Source organism: Ensifer sp. SSB1 (assembly GCF_016652895.1).
In the GTDB taxonomy this organism is placed as follows: Bacteria; Pseudomonadota; Alphaproteobacteria; order Rhizobiales; family Rhizobiaceae; genus Ensifer.
Window position 1 is genome coordinate 14,916 of the sequence record NZ_JAEPRP010000046.1, and the last position, 17,107, is coordinate 32,022.

18 protein-coding genes and 1 pseudogene are annotated in these 17,107 nt (G+C 62.1%); 15 read left to right on the forward strand and 4 right to left on the reverse strand.

Going from position 1 to position 17,107, the window contains the following annotated elements; all coding sequences use genetic code 11:
- Both I8N66_RS13820 and I8N66_RS13825 read right to left on the reverse strand, forming a co-directional pair.
- A pseudogene (locus I8N66_RS13820) lies at nucleotides 1–104 on the reverse strand (EamA/RhaT family transporter); the annotation flags it as partial.
- Between the two features lie 197 nt (nucleotides 105–301).
- Nucleotides 302–1,411, reverse strand: coding sequence for an NAD(P)-binding domain-containing protein (locus I8N66_RS13825; protein ID WP_113537442.1), 1,110 nt, complete (start codon nucleotides 1,409–1,411; stop codon nucleotides 302–304).
- 403 nt (nucleotides 1,412–1,814) lie between these two features.
- On the opposite strand from I8N66_RS13825, the gene I8N66_RS13830 reads away from it, so the two are divergent.
- The 5 genes from I8N66_RS13830 to I8N66_RS13850 all read left to right on the forward strand — a co-directional run bounded on the left by I8N66_RS13830 (nucleotide 1,815) and on the right by I8N66_RS13850 (nucleotide 6,304).
- Nucleotides 1,815–2,129, forward strand: coding sequence for an EthD family reductase (locus I8N66_RS13830; RefSeq protein WP_291154496.1), 315 nt, complete (start codon nucleotides 1,815–1,817; stop codon nucleotides 2,127–2,129).
- 109 nt (nucleotides 2,130–2,238) lie between these two features.
- On the forward strand, nucleotides 2,239–3,111 hold the full coding sequence (locus I8N66_RS13835) for an alpha/beta fold hydrolase (protein ID WP_162768730.1): 873 nt from the start codon (nucleotides 2,239–2,241) through the stop codon (nucleotides 3,109–3,111).
- Nucleotides 3,112–3,451: 340 nt separating this feature from the next.
- The gene (locus tag I8N66_RS13840) at nucleotides 3,452–4,003 is read left to right on the forward strand and encodes a MaoC family dehydratase (RefSeq protein WP_113537439.1); all 552 of its coding nucleotides are present in this window, start codon (nucleotides 3,452–3,454) and stop codon (nucleotides 4,001–4,003) included.
- A 7-nt stretch (nucleotides 4,004–4,010) separates the two neighbouring features.
- A complete protein-coding gene (locus tag I8N66_RS13845; protein ID WP_113537438.1) occupies nucleotides 4,011–5,171 on the forward strand; it encodes a CaiB/BaiF CoA-transferase family protein in 1,161 nt (386 codons plus the stop codon).
- Nucleotides 5,168–6,304 carry an extracellular solute-binding protein gene (locus I8N66_RS13850; RefSeq protein WP_113537437.1) on the forward strand — a complete coding sequence of 379 codons (1,137 nt, stop codon included), beginning with the start codon at nucleotides 5,168–5,170 and terminating at the stop codon, nucleotides 6,302–6,304. The genes I8N66_RS13845 and I8N66_RS13850 overlap by 4 nt, the downstream gene beginning before the upstream one ends.
- 54 nt (nucleotides 6,305–6,358) lie before the next feature.
- Here the strand turns inward: I8N66_RS13850 and I8N66_RS13855 are convergent, their stop codons facing one another.
- Both I8N66_RS13855 and I8N66_RS13860 read right to left on the reverse strand, forming a co-directional pair.
- The gene (locus I8N66_RS13855; protein ID WP_291154500.1) at nucleotides 6,359–7,195 is read right to left on the reverse strand and encodes an amidohydrolase; all 837 of its coding nucleotides are present in this window, start codon (nucleotides 7,193–7,195) and stop codon (nucleotides 6,359–6,361) included.
- Nucleotides 7,196–7,272: 77 nt separating this feature from the next.
- On the reverse strand, nucleotides 7,273–8,061 hold the full coding sequence (locus I8N66_RS13860; protein WP_113537435.1) for an IclR family transcriptional regulator: 789 nt from the start codon (nucleotides 8,059–8,061) through the stop codon (nucleotides 7,273–7,275).
- 167 nt (nucleotides 8,062–8,228) lie between these two features.
- Between I8N66_RS13860 and I8N66_RS13865 the strand changes: the two genes are divergently transcribed.
- The 10 genes from I8N66_RS13865 (at nucleotide 8,229) to I8N66_RS13910 (ending at nucleotide 17,091) form a co-directional block, all read left to right on the forward strand.
- Complete coding sequence (locus tag I8N66_RS13865; RefSeq protein WP_113537434.1) at nucleotides 8,229–9,548, forward strand: extracellular solute-binding protein; 1,320 nt, start codon at nucleotides 8,229–8,231, stop codon at nucleotides 9,546–9,548.
- An 81-nt stretch (nucleotides 9,549–9,629) separates the two neighbouring features.
- Nucleotides 9,630–10,526, forward strand: a complete 897-nt coding sequence (locus I8N66_RS13870) for a sugar ABC transporter permease (protein WP_112948648.1) — start codon at nucleotides 9,630–9,632, stop codon at nucleotides 10,524–10,526.
- Nucleotides 10,526–11,392 (forward strand): carbohydrate ABC transporter permease, encoded by an 867-nt coding sequence (locus tag I8N66_RS13875; protein WP_291154503.1) that lies wholly within the window; start codon nucleotides 10,526–10,528, stop codon nucleotides 11,390–11,392. Before I8N66_RS13870 ends, I8N66_RS13875 begins: the two co-directional genes overlap by 1 nt.
- Before the next feature lie 6 nt (nucleotides 11,393–11,398).
- On the forward strand, nucleotides 11,399–12,496 hold the full coding sequence (gene ugpC, locus I8N66_RS13880) for a sn-glycerol-3-phosphate ABC transporter ATP-binding protein UgpC (RefSeq protein WP_291154505.1): 1,098 nt from the start codon (nucleotides 11,399–11,401) through the stop codon (nucleotides 12,494–12,496).
- A gap of 1 nt (nucleotide 12,497) precedes the next feature.
- Nucleotides 12,498–13,610 carry a mandelate racemase/muconate lactonizing enzyme family protein gene (locus I8N66_RS13885; protein WP_291154507.1) on the forward strand — a complete coding sequence of 371 codons (1,113 nt, stop codon included), beginning with the start codon at nucleotides 12,498–12,500 and terminating at the stop codon, nucleotides 13,608–13,610.
- Between the two features lie 15 nt (nucleotides 13,611–13,625).
- On the forward strand, nucleotides 13,626–13,955 hold the full coding sequence (locus tag I8N66_RS13890) for an L-rhamnose mutarotase (RefSeq protein WP_291154509.1): 330 nt from the start codon (nucleotides 13,626–13,628) through the stop codon (nucleotides 13,953–13,955).
- Entirely contained in the window at nucleotides 13,948–15,027 is a 1,080-nt protein-coding gene (locus I8N66_RS13895) for a Gfo/Idh/MocA family oxidoreductase (protein ID WP_291154511.1), read from the forward strand. Before I8N66_RS13890 ends, I8N66_RS13895 begins: the two co-directional genes overlap by 8 nt.
- Nucleotide 15,028: 1 nt before the next feature.
- Nucleotides 15,029–15,475 carry a MaoC/PaaZ C-terminal domain-containing protein gene (locus I8N66_RS13900; protein ID WP_113537429.1) on the forward strand — a complete coding sequence of 149 codons (447 nt, stop codon included), beginning with the start codon at nucleotides 15,029–15,031 and terminating at the stop codon, nucleotides 15,473–15,475.
- 10 nt (nucleotides 15,476–15,485) lie between these two features.
- On the forward strand, nucleotides 15,486–16,220 hold the full coding sequence (locus I8N66_RS13905; RefSeq protein ID WP_113537428.1) for an SDR family oxidoreductase: 735 nt from the start codon (nucleotides 15,486–15,488) through the stop codon (nucleotides 16,218–16,220).
- Between the two features lie 25 nt (nucleotides 16,221–16,245).
- Nucleotides 16,246–17,091, forward strand: coding sequence for a fumarylacetoacetate hydrolase family protein (locus tag I8N66_RS13910; protein WP_113537427.1), 846 nt, complete (start codon nucleotides 16,246–16,248; stop codon nucleotides 17,089–17,091).
- Nucleotides 17,092–17,107 lie beyond the last annotated feature (16 nt).

Below are 17,107 nucleotides of genomic sequence, written 5' to 3' on the forward strand. Positions count from 1 at the left end.
AGCGCCGGGTAGCGATCACCCAGATACTTGGTTATCGCGTCCTGCCCCGCGAAGATGCAGATGGCGAGGAAGGCAAACAAATAGCCGCGGGTCTTGGGGCTCATCACACTAAAAACTCAGAATCGTTCGCCATTTGATTAACATAGTCTTTTCGGGAGCGCTCGAACCAAACGACGGGATCCTTCTCGGCGCATGTCACATGGGAGCGTGACGAGATGGCTCCGCTCGCTCGCGCAATTGTTTCGCTGCCGCATCGCGTCGCGCAAGAACGGCCACTCGACCAGTCGCGCTTTCGCTCACATCAGAGCAGACCGAGATGGGTGGCCAGTTCCCTTGCTGCCGCGCCGCCCGCCCTGTTTGCCCCGATCGTCGACGCCGAGGGGCCGTAGCCGACCAGGTGGATGCGCGGATCTTTCTCGACCCGCGTCGCGAGACGTCCGCCCATCACGATGCCGCCATCGTTCCCGCGCAGTTGCAGCGGCGCGAGATGATCGAGCGAACTGCGAAAGCCCGTCGCCCAGAGAATGACATCGGCTTTCTGTTCCGTTCCATCCGGCCAGCGTACGGCGTGAGGGAGGATCTCGTTGAACATCGGCCGGCGGTTCAGCGCCCCACGGGCCGCTGCGGCCCGCAACGCCGGGGTCCACGGAATTCCGGTGACGGACACCACCGATCCCGGCACCAGACCGCTCCTCACCCGTTCTTCGACGGCAGCGACGGCGGCGCGGCCGTCTTCCGGGGTGAACGGCCCATCGTGAAACCGCGGCTCGTGGCGCGTGACCCAGGTTGTCGTCGTCACTTGCGAGATTTCGTCGAGATGCTGAAGTGCCGAGATGCCGCCGCCGACGACAATCACATGTTTGCCGGCAAACGCTGCCGCCGTTTGATAGTCGCGCGAGTGAAGCTGCTGTCCTTCGAAACGATCGGCGCCGGGATAGACGGGAATGGAAGGGGTCTCCCAGGTTCCTGTGGCGTTGATAAGCCCCTCGGCCGAGAAGGTCTCGCGGTCGGTTTCCACCCGAAGCCGGCCGAAGCGTTCGCAGACCACCTTGACTGCGACCGGGCGATAGATCGGCAATTGGAATTTCTCTTCGTAGGCGGCGTAGTAGTTGGGAACTGCCGTCGAAGCCCGCGCCTCTGTTTCGCCAACCGGAACAACTTCGGCAAATTCCATGCCCGGCAGGTCGTGGAGGCGGTTGACCGTGCTCAGCGTCAGTGACGGCCAGCGGTGCTGCCAGGCGCCGCCGGGTTTGTCGTTCTTGTCGAGGACGATAAAGTTCCGGCCCGGCTGAAGGCCGAGTTTCATCAGGTGATAGGCCGATGACAGCCCGGCCTGCCCGGCGCCAATCACGACAATGTTGACCTTGATCGCGGTCTGAAGCGTAGCATTCGTTGACGTCGTGGATGGCATGGCAGCAGTCGATCCTGATCTTTGGGCCCGGCAAGTCGGCTGCCCCGTGCGGCGCAAACCTTATGCTCTTCTGCGCATCCATGTGGTCCCAAGCAGCCGGAAGCACAATCCCGTGTCCGGCGTCGGTCGGGGGAATTCCTCCAACGCGATGCCGGTCTGAAAAATCTTCTTCGCCGCGATCCGTTTCTGCGCTCCTGATCGTCCTTGGCATATCCGAAACCGAAGGAGCCATGCCATGGCCGACGAGCCTGCCATCCGGAGCAATTTGCGGCAGCAAACGCCACGGAAACGGGAAGCGCCGACCCGTGCATGAAAGCCCTTTCCCGATGATTGCGCTGGCGAGCGTGGCTCGACAAAAAAAGCCTCCTTGCCTGCGGGACACAACAGACAAAGGAGAACCACAATGGCTCATATGATTGTGATCTATCCGACGCCTGCGGATATCGAGGCGTTTGATCGGCACTACTTCGACATTCACGTGCCTCTCGCCAAGAAGCTCCCGGGGCTCCGCAAATACGAAGTCAGTCAAGGTCCCATTGCAACGCCGGCAGGCGTCGCCGATGTCTATCGGATCGGGACGTTGCATTTCGACGACCTCGCTGCGCTCAAAAGAGCATTTGCGAGCCCGGAGGGACAAGCGGCCGCTGCTGATCGAAGGCTCTTCGCACCTGATGGTTCGGGCGTGCAAATGTACCTGTTTGACAACAGGGAAGTCTGAGATCGACTTGGTTCGAACCTCTCGGGCACGTGGCGCAGGTGGCGGTAAGCCCGCCGGTCACCCAGGCAGTCACTTGAAGCAACGACATCAGATCAAGGAAGGCGCAGCAATGACCGCATCCAAGGCAGTTTTCGTCCTGATCCACGGCGGTTGGCACAACCATTCGTCCTGGAGCAAGGTCACTCCATTCCTGGAAGCACAGGGCTTCACCGCCTTGACGATCGACCTCCCAGGTGCGGGCGTGCACGCGCTTGCGCCAACGTCACGCGATCATCGTCCGTTCGACCCGGTTGCTTTCGCCAGTGAGCGCTCGCCGGTTGCCGAGGCAACCCAGGAAGAGCGGACCGAAGCGGTGATCGCGTTGGTGAAACAAGCCGCGCCGCTTGGCAGCGGCAAGGTCATATTGGTCGGGCATTCCGCCGGTGGCATGACGGTTTCCGCGGTTGCCGAGCGGGTTCCGGACCTGCTAATCGCCGTCGTCTATCTTGCAGGCTTCATGGTGCCGAAGGGCATGCCGTTGCTCACCATGCTTCAGCACGAAACCATGTCTTCGGCGCTCGCGCCCAAACTGTTCATCGGCGACCCCATTGCCATCGGCGCAACGCGCATACACGCCGGATCGACCGACGAGGCCTATCGGGCTTTGCTGAAGGCATCGTTCTACGCCGACGTGCCGGAGGCTGACTTTGCGCAGGCCGCATCGCAGCTCCATTGCGACGAATCCAACGCCGGCGCACTGGCTCCATCGGAGATTACGCCCGGAAGATTTGGCTCGGTGCCGCGCCACTACATCCGCTGCACCCGGGATTGCGCAGTTCCCCTATCCGGTCAGGATCATATGATTGCGACGGTCGACGGTTCCATTGACGGCAAGACGATCACCCACACATTGGAAAGCAGTCATTCGCCGTTCCTGTCCCAGCCGGCGAACTTGTCGAACATCCTTATCGACATCGCTCTCCGATCGAACACCGCACAGTAGCTCGATCGACAGTGACGAATGCCAAGGCGGACTGAAGGCGCGGCAGGCCGCCTTCGGCGCTGCCGTGTGTGTGGCTGAACCAGCGATCGCTCGGCTGATCTTCCTCGGGACATTTCCATGGTAGCCGCGCCATGTCCGCGTAGGTGGGGGCCGGACGCGCAGCCCTTGCTGTTTGCAAATGTGTCTTTCGTCCGCCGAAAACCAGAGACCCTTGCAATGCTGACCCATATGTGAGTAAGCTATTTATATAAGAAGATATCTGGTTTTGCTCGCGGAGCATTTCTGCTCCGGCAGCCAAAATCAGGGACTGACTTAGCTATCGCTGCGCAAGGGTCTGCTCATGCATGAATTCACGCCGACCGTCGGTGTTTCCTCGACGCATCCCACGGATATGCCGCAAGACCATGCCGCCCTGCCGGTGTGGAACGCGGAAAACTGGTTTTATGAGGATTGGCCCGTCGGCCAACGTATCCGGTCTCTGCGCCGGACGATCGCCGAGGGTGACAGCCACCTGTTCAACACGCTGGTGGTCGACATCCACCCCTACGTCCAGGACCAGATGTTTGCCGAGCGAGACGGCATGTTTGGCCGCCGCCTTGTTGCCGGTGCCTTCGTCTTCTCCGCGGGGCTCGGGCTCGTTGCGACCAACTGCGTCAACGCCTTTTCCTATGGCTACGACAAGCTACGCTTCATCAAGCCGGTCTTCATCGGCGACACGATCTACACGATCCGAACCAACATGGACAAAAGCCCGCGCTACAAGGAGCTCGGGCTCATCCGAGCCAGCTACCAGGTCTTCAAGGGCGAGGGGGAGCTGGTGCTCTACTGCGAGCACTTGCAAACCGTGAAGTACAAGAACCCCGCCGATTTTGTCGGCAAGACCGAGAAATAAGATACCGATGACCGAAACAAACGAACTGCCGCTCTCGGGCCTTGTCGTGGTCGACATGAGTCAGTTTCTTTCCGGCCCCTATTGCTCCCTGCGCCTCATGGATCTCGGTGCACGCGTCATCAAGATCGAGCGCCCCGACGGTGGCGACCTGTCGCGCCGGCTCTATCTGAGCGACACCGAGATCGGCGGCGACTCGACGATCTTCCATGCGATCAATCGCGCCAAGGAGAGTCTCGCGATCGACCTCAAGAACGAGGCCGACCTTGCGGCCTTGAAGACGCTGCTCGCCAAGGCCGACGTCCTCATCCAGAACTTCCGGCCCGGCGTCATTCAGCGTCTCGGGCTCGACTATGAAGCGGTCAAGGCGATCAATCCGAAGATCGTCTATGCCTCGATCAGCGGTTACGGGGAGGAGGGCCCCTGGGTGAAGCGTCCGGGGCAGGATCTGCTTGCGCAATCCCGCTCCGGCGTGATGTGGCTGAATGGCGACGAAGGGCAGGGGCCGGTTCCCTTCGGTCTGGCGATCGGCGACATGCTCGCCGGTGCTGCGGCGGCGCAAGGCATTCTCGCCGCTCTGGTTCGCCGCGGCATCAGTGGCAAGGGGAGCCTGATCGAAACCAGCCTGCTCGAGGCGCTGGTAGACTTCCAGTTCGAGGTGCTGACCACGCACTTGAACGACGGTCGCCGGCTTCCGGCCCGGTCCGGCTTCCGCAGCGCCCATGCCTATCTGTCGGCGCCTTACGGGGTCTATCCGGCCGAGGACGGCTATCTCGCCATCGCCATGACGCCGATCCCCAAACTCGCGGATCTCCTGGAAATGCCCGAGCTTGACGCCTATCGCGACGACCCGGCGACCTGGTTCTCCGAGCGGGACAGGATCAAGGCGCTGATCGCCAAGCGGATCGCCGAAAATACCATCGACCATTGGCTTGGTGTCCTTGAGCCAGCAGACATCTGGTGCGCCCGAGTTTTGAACTGGAACGAACTGCTCGAAAGCGAAGGTTTTCGCGTGCTCGACATGCTGCAGACGGTGGTGCGCGAGGACGATGTTTCAATCCTGACCACGCGGTCGCCCCTTAGGGTCAACGGCAAGCGTGCCCAGGTGGATCGCGCCGCTCCGCGGATCGGCGAGCATAGCACCTCGATCCGAGAGGAGTTCGGCCTGTGAGCATCACGTTGAAGGGCATGACCTGGAGCCACCCGCGCGGCTACGACCCGATGATCGCCTGTTCCCGGCTTTGGCAGGAACGCACCGGCATAACGGTGGAATGGGACAAGCGCTCGCTGCAGGATTTCGAGACCTATCCCGTCGAAGAGCTGGCGCGGGCCTATGACCTGATCGTCATCGATCATCCCCATGTCGGCCAGATCACCAAGGAAAAGTGCCTGGCACCGCTCGATATCGCCGGTCGGGAGGCGGAACGGAAGGCGCTCTTGGAAGCGAGCGTCGGACGTTCCTATCCGAGCTATACTTGGCAGGGTCGGCAATGGGCCTTTCCGATCGACGCGGCAACCCAGGTTCAGGCGTGGCGCCCGGATCGGACGGACCGTGCAGAGAGTTGGTCCGAGATGTTGGCGCTCGCGCGACAGGGACGAGTGGTGCTACCGATGCGCCCGCCGCATTCCCTGATGTGTTTCTACACGCTTGCCGCCAATCTCGGTCACCCCTGCCGCAGCGATGGTACTGGCCCGCTGATCGATGCTGATGCGGGCATCGACGCCTTCGAACGGCTGCGCGAACTGACGGAGCTGATTGATTCCGGTTGCTTCGCGATGGATCCGATCGCCGTGCTCGAGGCGATGAGCGACCCGGCTTCGAAGGTTGTCTGCGCGCCGCTGATCTACGGCTATGTCAGCTACGCGATGCAGGGTTTTCGTCCGTCTCTTGTAAAGTTCGGCGATATTCCGGTTGCCGGAACCATTGGTCCAGCCGGCTCGGCCTTGGGTGGTACGGGCATTGCGGTTTCGGCCTTTTCGCAAGCGCGCGGTGCCGCGATCGATTTCGCCTATTTCGTTGCGAGCGGCGAGGTGCAGCGCGGTCCCTATGCCGCCGGTGGCGGGCAGCCCGGCCATGCGGCCGCCTGGGACGACGACGTCGTCAATGCCGCGACCTCGGACTTCTATCGTGCCACGCGCAAGACGCTGGAGAAAGCCTGGGTTCGGCCCCGGCACGATGGCTACATGGCCTTCCAGCAGGCGGCCTCGGATCGCATCAACGACGGCCTCCTGCGCAAGGAGACGGCGCGAAAGGTCGTCGACGACCTCAATCGGCTGTCTGCGGAGAGTTTCACTGCGGCCTGATATCCGGGCTCCGGGACGCCCTCGGCGTCCCGGTCCTGTGACGACAAGATCTCGCTAGGCGAGATTCCAGATCCGGCGCGCATTGTCGGCGAGCAGCTTACGCTTCTCCGCAGCACTGCAGCCTTCGAGAAGCGCGTGGGTGGCGCCGACCCAGGTCGAAAGATTACCGCCGAGCGTGCAGACCGGCCAGTCGCTTCCCCAGACCACCCGGTCCCAGCCGAAGGCGCCGATGGTGTGCTCGACATAGGGGCGCAACGTTTGGACCTGCCAGGCTTCGTCCGCATAGGCGACGACGCCGGAGATCTTCGCCGTGACATTCGGCCGGCGCGCGATCTCGCTCATATGCTCGCGCCAGGGGTGCTCGGCGCCGGCGCGAATGTCGGGGACGCCGCAATGGTCGAGAATGAACTGAACGTCGGGCGCGAGATCGGCAAGCGCGATCGCCTTTCCGATCTGGTGCGGCAGGACGCAGAGGTCGAAGGTGAAGCGGCGGCCGCCGAGCTTGCGGATGTTGTCGCGAAAGCGTGATGCTTCGGACAGTTCATCCGGCATGACATGCAGCACCCTGCGGAAGCCCTTGACGAAGCCATTCGCCTCCTGCCGCTCCAGATAGGCTTCGAATCCATCGCCCTCGGGGCGGCAGGCGGCAATGGCGCCCTTGAGCAGGCTGTCCGGCCCACGCGAGAGCCGTTCGATCTCTGCCGTTTCCTTCTCGATTTCCGAAGGCTCGACATCGACCTCCATGTGCAGGGAGGCTTCGATGCCGAGCCGGCGCGCTTCCCGTTCATAGGCTGCGTAAAGGAAGTCGTGGTCGAGCGCCGGTACGCCTGCGAGCCACGGATAGGTGAGCTTCGACCTGTCGATGAGGTGAAGATGGGTATCGATGATCAAGGCGATTCTCCTCCGGATAGAATTCTTACATAAGAATTGACTATTCAAATAAGAATTAGTGCCGTCTCAGGCGGTCGTCAATCGGCTGCCGGAACCACATCCGAGCCTGCAAGCGTCGATAGTTGTTCGGCGGTTTTCAGCAGCAGGGCGATTGTTTCGGTGATATCCGGCGCCGAAGGCGCGTTGACGAGCGCGATGTAGGGCACGGTCAACGCAGCGATGCCGCGACCGTCGGGGCCGAGGATCGGTGCCGAGAGGTTATAGACGCCGGCTGTCTGCGCACTCGCCATCATCTCGTAGCCGCGTTCGCGAATCTGGTCGAGGCGCGCGTAGAATTCCGGCCCGCGCGGGACTTCGTCTTTGCTCTTGGCATGTTCCGTAATCATCATCTCGCGCTCTTCGGCAGAGCGGAAGGCGAGCAGGATATGGCCGGAACCGGTATCGAACAGGCTGATGTGCGAGCCGACCCGGATCGAAATTCCCCAGTAGTCAGGGGCTTCCTGCTGGGCGATCACCACGGCCGAGCCGCGGTCGAACACCGCAAGGTGGTTTGCCTGCTTGGAGCGCTGCGCCAGATCGCGCATCAACGGTGTCGCATAGGAAGCGAGCCTGCGCACCGGTGCATGCAGCTGCGAAAGCCCGAACAGCTTCAAAGTCAGGGAATAGCGATCGCCGTCAATGCGGGTGACGTAGCCGCGCCGCACCAGCCGGTCGAGCATGCGGTAAAACTCGTTGGGGCTGCGGTTCAGGCGCTTGGATATCTCCGCCTGCGTCAGGCCGCCGTCGACGCTGGCGAGCAGCTCGAGAATGTCGAGCCCCTTGTCGAGGGCGGGCGCGCGATAGCGGTCGGACTCTTCGGTGTCCATGGGTTCCCTCCTTGGTGAATATTCATATCCATATACGCAGAGAAAGGCGCCGACAAAGGAAAGTTCTCCCTTGACGCTGGATAAATTTATTGTTTGTATATGAATTAGTTTCTCACAAATGAGAAAATCGCGCCAGGATGAGGGCGTGAACCCAGGGAGGAGTGGAGATGAGAAGGCTGCTATCCGGCGTGTCCGCCGGAGTCATCATGCTTGCCGCGGGACTGGGGTCGGCTATAGCCGCCGACCTGCCCGGCAAGTTCGAGGGCGTCACGATCGACGCCAAGCTGATCGGTGGACAGCAATACGAAAAGCTCTATGAGCGGATCGGCGAATGGGAGAAGGCGACCGGCGCCAAGGTCAACATCCTGTCGAAGAAGAATCACTTCGAACTCGACAAGGAAATCAAATCGGATATCGCGACCGGCGGCGTCAGTTGGTGCGTGGGCTCCAACCATTCCTCCTTCGCTCCGCAATATCCTGACATCTATACCGACCTCCTGGCGCTGCTGCCGCCGGAAGAGATCGCCAAGTTCGTGCCGGCGCTGATCGACGCTTCGACGCTCGACGGCAAGCTGGTGATGCTGCCGCGCGCCCAATTCGACGTGTCGGCGCTCTACTACCAGAAGAGCCTCTACCAGGACGAAGCCAAGAAGACCGCCTTCAAGGCGAAATACGGCTACGATCTCGCGCCGCCGGACACTTGGGCCCAGGTCAGCGATCAGGCTGAGTTCTTCGCCGCACCGCCGAATTTCTACGGTACGCAGTTTGCCGGCAAGGAAGAGGCCATCAACGGCCGCTTCTATGAAATGCTGGTTGCCGAAGGTGGCGAGTACCTCGACAAGGACGGCCGCCCGGCCTTCAATTCCGAAGCCGGTGTCCGTGCGCTCGACTGGTTCGTCAAGCTCTACAAGGACAAGGCCGTACCGCCGGGCACGACCAACTACCTCTGGGATGACCTCGGCCAGGGCTTTGCCTCGGGCTCGATCGCCCTCAATCTCGACTGGCCTGGCTGGGCGAGCTTCTTCAACGACCCGAAGTCGTCCAAGGTTGCCGGCAATGTCGGCGTGAAGGTGCAGCCGGCCGGTTCTTCCGGCAAGCGCACCGGCTGGTCGGGCCATCACGGCTTCTCGGTCACCGAGGATTGCGCCAACAAGGAAGCGGCCGCTTCGCTCGTCTGGTGGCTGACCAACGAGGATAGCCAGAAGCTGGAATCGGCTGCCGGCCCGCTGCCGACCCGCACCGCCGTCTGGGAATACAACATCAAGCAGGCCGAGGGCGACGCCTACAAGACGGAAGTGCTTCAGGCTTTCCAGGAAGCCGCCAAGCATGCCTTCCCGGTTCCGAAGACGGCCGAATGGATCGAAATCTCCAACGCCGTCTATCCGGAGCTCCAGGCCGCCATCCTCGGCGACAAGACGTCGAAGGAAGCCCTTGATGCCGCCGCCGCAAAGGCGACCGGCATTCTGGAAGACGCCGGCAAGCTCTGATCGATACCAACGAGGCGGCGCCGATGCCTTGAAGGCGCCGGCGCCGCCTCAGCCATTTCATGCAATCCTCAGGACTGCCCGATGAAGCTCAAGAAATTGTCAGCGCCGGCCCTGCTTCTGCTACCGGCCTTTGTCGTGCTCGCGGCGGTGATCGTCCTGCCGCTGCTCTTCTCCTTCTATTCGAGCTTCACGCCTTTCCGTTTGACCAAGCCGGAGACGCTGTGGGTCTTCGTCGGCCTGCGCAACTACGCGACCGTTCTCGGCAACACCGAGTTCTGGGTCGCCTTCGGCCGCACCGTGCTGCTGCTGACGGTGGCCTTGAACGCGGAGATGCTGCTCGGCCTCGGCCTGGCGCTGCTCGTCAACAAGGCGACCCATGGTCAGCGCCTGCTGCGCACCATGATGATGTTTCCGATGATGTTTTCGCCCGTGCTCGTCGGCTTCCAGTTCAAATTCCTGTTCAACGACAATATCGGCTTCGTCAACAATGCGCTGCAGTCGCTGGGACTGACGGATCAGGCGATCCCGTGGCTGATCGACGGCAATCTGGCGCTCCTCTCGATCATCATCGCTGAAGTCTGGTCCTCGACCGCAGTCTTCGCCATCCTGATCCTCGCCGGCCTGCTTGCCATGCCGAAGGATCCGGTTGAGGCCGCCCATGTCGATGGCTGCACGCCCTGGCAGACCTTCCGCTACGTCACTTGGCCCTATCTCATGCCGTTCGCCTTCATCGCCATGACGATCCGTTCGCTGGACGTCGCGCGCGCCTATGACATCGTCAAGATCATGACAGACGGGGGGCCGGCCAAGCGCACGGAGCTGCTGTGGACGCTCGTCGGCCGCACGGCCTATGCGGACGCCCGCATGGGGCTTGCCAATGCCATGGCCTATGTCGCGATCCTCCTGTCGATCGTCTTCACCGTCTATTTCTTCCGCAAGCTCGCCGCGGCGCGCCAGCAGATCGGAGCCGAGTGGTAATGGATATCAACGCTTCGCACCGCCTGCGCCGCCGCCTGTTGAAGACGGCGCACCTGATCGGCCTGTTTCTGGCCATGCTCGTCATCTGCCTGCCCGGTCTCTGGATCGTGCTGTCTTCGCTGCGCCCGACCGTCGAGATCATGGCGAAACCGCCGGTCTGGATCCCCGAGAGCATTTCGCTCGATGCCTATCGCGCCATGTTTTCGGGCGCAGGTCAGGGCGGCGTTCCCGTCTGGGACTATTTCCGCAATTCGCTGATCATCTCGGTGACCTCGACGGTGATCGCGCTCGCGATCGGCATGGCCGGCGGCTACGCCTTTGCCCGCTATCGTTTCAAAGCGAAGTCGGCGATCTTCCTCGGCTTCATGCTGACACGGGCGGTGCCCGGCATCGCGCTCTCGCTGCCGCTGTTCATGCTCTACGCCCGCACCGGCATCATCGATACCCACTTCTCGCTGATCCTGACCTACGTTGCGCTCAACGTGCCCTTCACCATCTGGCTGATCGACGGCTTCTTTCGCCAGGTGCCGAAGGATCTCGCTGAAGCCGCCCAGATCGACGGCTGCACACCCTGGCAGGCCTTCTGGCAGGTGGAGTTTCCGCTTGCCGGTCCCGGCATCGCATCTGCCGGCATCTTTGCGTTCCTGACGTCCTGGAACGAATATGCGCTCGCCTCGCAGATCACCCGCTCGGTCAATTCCAAGACCCTGCCGGTCGGACTGCTCGACTATACCGCCGAATTCACCATCGACTGGCGCGGTATGTGTGCGCTCGCCGTCGTGATGATCATACCGGCGCTGACCCTTACCTTCATCATTCAGAAGCACCTCGTTTCGGGCCTCACCTTCGGCGCGGTAAAAGGATAATCGTTCATGGCTCCTGTTACCCTCAGGAAACTGGTCAAGCGCTACGGCGCGCTCGAGGTCGTCCACGGCATCGACCTCGAAGTGAAGGACCGCGAGTTCATCGCGCTCGTCGGCCCCTCGGGCTGTGGTAAGTCGACGACGCTGCGGATGATCGCCGGCCTCGAGGACGTCAGCGACGGCGCCATCGAAATCGGCGGAAAGAAGGTCAACGACCTGCCGCCGCGGGCGCGCAACATCTCCATGGTCTTCCAGTCCTATGCGCTCTATCCGCACATGACGGTCGCTGAAAACATGGGTTTCTCGCTGAAGATCGCCGGACGCTCGGCCGATGAAATCAAGACGCGCGTCGACGAGGCCGCGGCCATCCTCGATCTCGGCCATCTCTTGGAGCGCCGCCCGTCGCAGCTCTCGGGCGGCCAGCGCCAGCGTGTTGCCATGGGCCGGGCGATCGTGCGCCAGCCGGATGTCTTCCTGTTCGATGAACCGCTGTCGAACCTCGACGCCAAGCTGCGCACGCAGGTACGCACCGAAATCAAGAAGCTGCACGCCCGCATGCAGGCGACGATGATCTATGTCACCCACGATCAGGTCGAGGCGATGACGCTATCGGACCGCATCGTGATCATGCGCGACGGCTACATCGAACAGGTCGGCACACCGGAAGAGGTGTTCCAGCGCCCGGCCACGAAATTCGTCGCCGGCTTCATCGGCTCGCCGCCGATGAACATGGATGAGGCGATCGTCGACAACGGCATGCTCACCTTCGCGAGCGGCGCGCGCCTGCCGATCCCGCCGCGTTTTGCCAAGGCACTGCGTCCGGGCCAGAAGGTCACGTTCGGCCTCAGGCCCGACGACATCTATCCAAGTGGCCATGGCCTGCATGCCGGCGATCCGGCGGCCGTGCACGAGGTGGGACTGCCGGTTTCGATCACCGAACCGCTCGGCAACGAGACGCTCGTCTTCATTCAATTCAACGGCCGCGACTGGGTGTCGCGCATGCTCAACCCACGCCCGCTCGCTTCGGGCGAGAGGGTACGCATGAGCTTCGACCTCTCGCGCGCCCATCTCTTCGACATCGATACCGGCAAGGCTCTGGAAGGCTGACATGGCAAGAATTGAGAAAATTGAACTGCGCATGGTCGACCTGCCGCCGAAGGTGAAGCGGACCGATGCGATCCAGAGCTTCGTCAGCCAGGAAACCCCCATCGTCACCGTCACTGACAGCGATGGCGCGACAGGCACCGGTTACAGCTACACGATCGGCACCGGCGGCTCCTCGGTGATGCGGCTTCTTTCCGATCACCTCGTGCCGATCCTGATCGGCGAGGATGCCGATTGTATCGAGGCGATCTGGCACAGACTAGAATTTGCGACCCACGCCACGACGATCGGCCCGATAACGGCGCTGGCACTGGCTGCTGTCGATACGGCCCTTTGGGACCTGCGCGCCAAGAAGCAGAAGTTGCCGCTCTGGAAGCTTGCCGGCGGCGCCAAGGAGAGCTGCCCGCTCTATACGACCGAGGGTGGCTGGCTGCATATCGAGAAGGAAGCGTTGGTGGAAGATGCACTGGCCGCCAAGGCCAAGGGCTTTTCCGGCTCGAAGGTGAAGATCGGAAAGCCGCACGGCTCGGAGGACTATGACCGTCTGTCGGCGATGCGTAAGGCGCTCGGTGACGGCTTCGAGATCATGACCGACTGCAACCAGGGTTTCACCGTCGACGAGGCGATCCGCCGCGCGTCGCGGCTGAAGGAGCTTGATCTTGCCTGGATCGAGGAGCCGCTGCCGGCCGATGATCTCGATGGCCATATCCGGCTGACGCGCTCGACGCCGACCCCGATTGCGGTCGGTGAATCCATGTACTCGATCCGTCATTTCCGCGAATACATGCAGAAGGGCGCCTGCTCAATCGTCCAGGTCGACGTTGCCCGCATCGGCGGCATCACGCCGTGGCTGAAAGTCGCGCATGCGGCGGAAGCCTTCGACATTCCGGTCTGCCCGCATTTTCTGATGGAGTTGCATGTCAGCCTCGTCTGCGCGGTGCCGAACGGCAAATATGTCGAGTACATTCCGCAGCTCGACGACCTGACGACCAAGGGCATGGAGATCCGCAACGGTCGCGCATTGGCGCCGTCCGAGCCGGGCATCGGGATTTCCTGGGACTGGGATGCCGTGCGCGCCCGCTCGATCGGTGAATTCACCCGCGAGTTTCGCGGCTAGGGCAGGGAGGTCATCATGCAACGGATGGGAATGGTGATCGGCCTCGAAGCCTCGAAGATCGCCGAATACAAGGCACTGCATGCCGCCGTCTGGCCGGAGATCCTCGCGCTGATCTCGGAATGCAACGTCACCAACTATTCGATCTTCCTCAAGGAGCCGGAAAACCTGCTGTTCGGCTACTGGGAATATGTCGGCTCCGATTTCGAAGCGGACATGGCCAAGATGGCCGCCCATCCGAAGAACCAGGAATGGTGGTCGGTGTGCATGCCCTGCCAGAAGCCGCTTGAGACGCGAAAAGAAGGTGAGTGGTGGGCGATGATGGAAGGGGTTTTCCATCATGACTGAGCATTTCGATCCGGGCGCGCTCAGGCAGTGGTGGCCGAAACCGAGCAATCCGCAACCGATCGTTATCTTCGGCGCCGGCAGCATCGTCGGCGACGCGCATCTGCCAGCCTATCGCCAGGCCGGTTTCCCGGTTGCCGGGATTTATGATCCAGACCACGCCAAAGCATCACAGCTTGCGGAAGGCTGGGGCATCCACGCTTATCGCACCGAAGACGAAGCTCTTGCGGTCAAGGATGCCATCTTCGACCTTGCGACACCGCCGAGCGCCCATGCGGCGATCCTTGGCCGATTGCCGGTGGGCGCTGCCGCACTGATCCAGAAGCCGATGGGGTCGGATCTTGTAGCCGCAACCGCCATTCTCGATATCTGCCGGACGCGCAAGCTCAAGGCAGCCGTCAACTTCCAGCTTCGCTTCGCGCCGATGATGCTGGCGCTGAAAGACGCGATCGCCAAGGGATACCTCGGCGAGGTCGTCGATTTCGACGCCTGGCTAGCACTCGCTACTCCTTGGGGCCTGTGGCCGTTCTTGAAAGGCCTGCCGCGCATCGAGATCGCCATGCACTCGATCCACTATCTGGATCTCGTGCGCGGCCTGCTCGGCAACCCTCAGGGCGTCCATGCGAAGACGATCGGCCATCCGAACCATGACGTCGCGCAGACGCGGACGGCGGCGATCCTCGACTATGGCGATCGCGTGCGCTGCGTGCTCTCGGTCAATCACGATCATGATTTCGGCCGCAAGTTCCAGGCCTGCGAGTTCCGCATCTCGGGTACGTCGGGTGCCGCCTATGTGAAGCTCGGCGTCAATCTCGACTATCCCAAGGGCGAGCCGGACGAGCTCTGGATCAAGCCAGCCGGCGGCAGCGAGTGGGTTTCGGTGCCGCTCGAAGGCGCCTGGTTCCCCGATGCCTTCGTCAACCGCATGGCCAATCTGCAGCGCTTCGCCACGGGCGAGGACCACGAACTGATCGGCTCGGTGGAGGACGCCTGGCAGACGATGGCCCTGGTCGAGGCCGCCTATCAATCGAGTGCCGCGCCGGCAACGGCGATCGCGCCACTTCCGGGACGCTGAGATGTCAGAACAGATCATCCATTTCGAAGATTACGAGTTGGGGCATGAGCGCCTGACGACGGGCCGCACGATCACCGAGACCGACTTCGTCGTCCATGCAGGGCACACCGGCGATTTCTTTCCGCACCACATGGATGTAGAGTTTGCCAAGACCCTGCCGGGCGGCCAGCGGATCGCCCACGGCACCATGATCTTTTCGATCGGCGTCGGGCTCACGGCATCGCTGATCAATCCGGTTGCCTTTTCCTATGGCTATGATCGTCTGCGCTTCGTGCGTCCGGTCCATATCGGCGATACGATCCGCACCCGCGTCACGATTTCCGCCAAGGAGGACGATCCGAAGCGGCCGAAGACGGGGCGCGTCGTGGAACGGTTAGAAGTTATCAACCAGCGTGGCGAGGTCGTTCTCGCCGCCGACCATATCCTGGTCGTCGAACGCAAAGCATGAGGGATCGAGAATGACAGCGGATCTTAAAGGCAAGGTCGTCCTGATTACGGCTGCCGCTCAAGGCATCGGCCGTGCTTCGGCTTTGGCCTTCGCAAAGGCCGGCGCGAAAGTGCATGCGACGGATATCAACGCCGATGCGCTTGCCGCGCTCGCCAAGGAGGCCGATATCGAGACCCATCGGCTCGACGTCCTCGATACTGGGGCCGTCGAAGCGCTGGTCGCAAAGATCGGCGCCGTCGATGTGCTCTTCAATTGCGCCGGTTTCGTGCATGCCGGCTCAATCCTGGAGATGAAGGATTCCGACCTCGAATTCGCCCTCGACCTCAACGTCAAGGCGATGATCCGCACCATTCGTGCCGTGCTTCCGGCGATGCTACAGCGCAAGGACGGCGCTATCATCAACATGGCTTCCGTCGCCTCCAGCATCAAGGGCGTGCCGAACCGGTTTGCCTATGGCGTTACCAAGGCGGCGGTCATTGGTCTCACCAAGGCCGTTGCCGCCGACTATGTCTCTGAGGGTATTCGCTGCAACGCGATTTGCCCCGGCACGGTAGAAAGTCCGTCGCTGCAGGACCGCATGCGTGCCCAGGGCGACTATGAAACGGCGCGGGCCGCCTTTATCGCCCGCCAGCCAATGGGACGTCTCGGCACCCCGGAAGAGATTGCCGACCTTGCCGTCCATCTCGCGGGCGCCACCTATACGACCGGCCAAGCCTATGCCATCGATGGCGGCTGGACCATCTGACAACAGACAAGCAGGAAGCAGAGATATGAAACTTCTTCGTTACGGCCTCCCGGGTCAGGAAAAGCCGGGCATCCTCGATGCGAGCGGCACCTTGCGCGATCTCTCGGGCCACGTCGCCGATTTCTCCGGCGCAGCACTCGACCCCGACAATCTCGCCGAGCTGAAGGCACTTGACCTTGCCGGTCTGCCGGTCGTCGACGGCAACCAGCGGCTCGGTCCCTGCGTTGCCGGCACCGGCAAGTTCATCTGCATCGGCCTCAACTACTCCGACCATGCTGCCGAGACCGGCGCCACGGTTCCCTCCGAACCGATCATCTTCATGAAGGCGACGTCGGCGATCGTCGGCCCTAATGACGACCTGATCATTCCGCGCGGCTCGGAGAAGACCGACTGGGAAGTGGAACTTGGCGTGGTCATCGGCCGCAAAGCGAAGTACGTCACCGAGGCCGAAGCCCTCGACTACGTTGCCGGCTATTGCACCGTGCACGACGTCTCCGAACGCGCCTTCCAGATCGAGCGTCAAGGTCAGTGGACCAAGGGCAAGTCCTGCGACACCTTCGGCCCGACCGGTCCGTGGCTCGTGACCAAGGACGAGGTGCCGGATCCGCAGAACCTGCCGATGTGGCTGAAGGTCAACGGCGAGACCATGCAGAACGGCTCGTCGAAGACCATGGTCTACGGCGTCGCCTATCTCGTTTCGTACCTGTCGCAGTTCATGTCACTGCAGCCGGGCGACATCATCTCCACCGGCACGCCGCCCGGCGTCGGCATGGGCATGAAGCCGCCGCGTTACCTTAGGGCTGGCGATGTCGTCGAACTCGGCATCGAGGGCCTCGGCAGCCAGAAGCAGTCCGTGCGCGCGGACGATTGATACCTACCGACTGGAG

Excerpts from the sequence above, each read along its gene's own strand:
- I8N66_RS13825 (WP_113537442.1), bottom strand. The coding sequence starts at position 1,411 with ATGCCATCCACGACGTCAACGAATGCTACGCTTCAGACCGCGATCAAG.
- I8N66_RS13830 (WP_291154496.1), top strand. The coding sequence starts at position 1,815 with ATGGCTCATATGATTGTGATCTATCCGACGCCTGCGGATATCGAGGCG.
- I8N66_RS13835 (WP_162768730.1), top strand. The coding sequence starts at position 2,239 with ATGACCGCATCCAAGGCAGTTTTCGTCCTGATCCACGGCGGTTGGCAC.
- I8N66_RS13840 (WP_113537439.1), top strand. The coding sequence starts at position 3,452 with ATGCATGAATTCACGCCGACCGTCGGTGTTTCCTCGACGCATCCCACG.
- I8N66_RS13845 (WP_113537438.1), top strand. The coding sequence starts at position 4,011 with ATGACCGAAACAAACGAACTGCCGCTCTCGGGCCTTGTCGTGGTCGAC.
- I8N66_RS13860 (WP_113537435.1), bottom strand. The coding sequence starts at position 8,061 with ATGGACACCGAAGAGTCCGACCGCTATCGCGCGCCCGCCCTCGACAAG.
- I8N66_RS13865 (WP_113537434.1), top strand. The coding sequence starts at position 8,229 with ATGAGAAGGCTGCTATCCGGCGTGTCCGCCGGAGTCATCATGCTTGCC.
- I8N66_RS13870 (WP_112948648.1), top strand. The coding sequence starts at position 9,630 with ATGAAGCTCAAGAAATTGTCAGCGCCGGCCCTGCTTCTGCTACCGGCC.
- I8N66_RS13875 (WP_291154503.1), top strand. The coding sequence starts at position 10,526 with ATGGATATCAACGCTTCGCACCGCCTGCGCCGCCGCCTGTTGAAGACG.
- ugpC (WP_291154505.1), top strand. The coding sequence starts at position 11,399 with ATGGCTCCTGTTACCCTCAGGAAACTGGTCAAGCGCTACGGCGCGCTC.
- I8N66_RS13885 (WP_291154507.1), top strand. The coding sequence starts at position 12,498 with ATGGCAAGAATTGAGAAAATTGAACTGCGCATGGTCGACCTGCCGCCG.
- I8N66_RS13890 (WP_291154509.1), top strand. The coding sequence starts at position 13,626 with ATGCAACGGATGGGAATGGTGATCGGCCTCGAAGCCTCGAAGATCGCC.
- I8N66_RS13895 (WP_291154511.1), top strand. The coding sequence starts at position 13,948 with ATGACTGAGCATTTCGATCCGGGCGCGCTCAGGCAGTGGTGGCCGAAA.
- I8N66_RS13900 (WP_113537429.1), top strand. The coding sequence starts at position 15,029 with ATGTCAGAACAGATCATCCATTTCGAAGATTACGAGTTGGGGCATGAG.
- I8N66_RS13905 (WP_113537428.1), top strand. The coding sequence starts at position 15,486 with ATGACAGCGGATCTTAAAGGCAAGGTCGTCCTGATTACGGCTGCCGCT.
- I8N66_RS13910 (WP_113537427.1), top strand. The coding sequence starts at position 16,246 with ATGAAACTTCTTCGTTACGGCCTCCCGGGTCAGGAAAAGCCGGGCATC.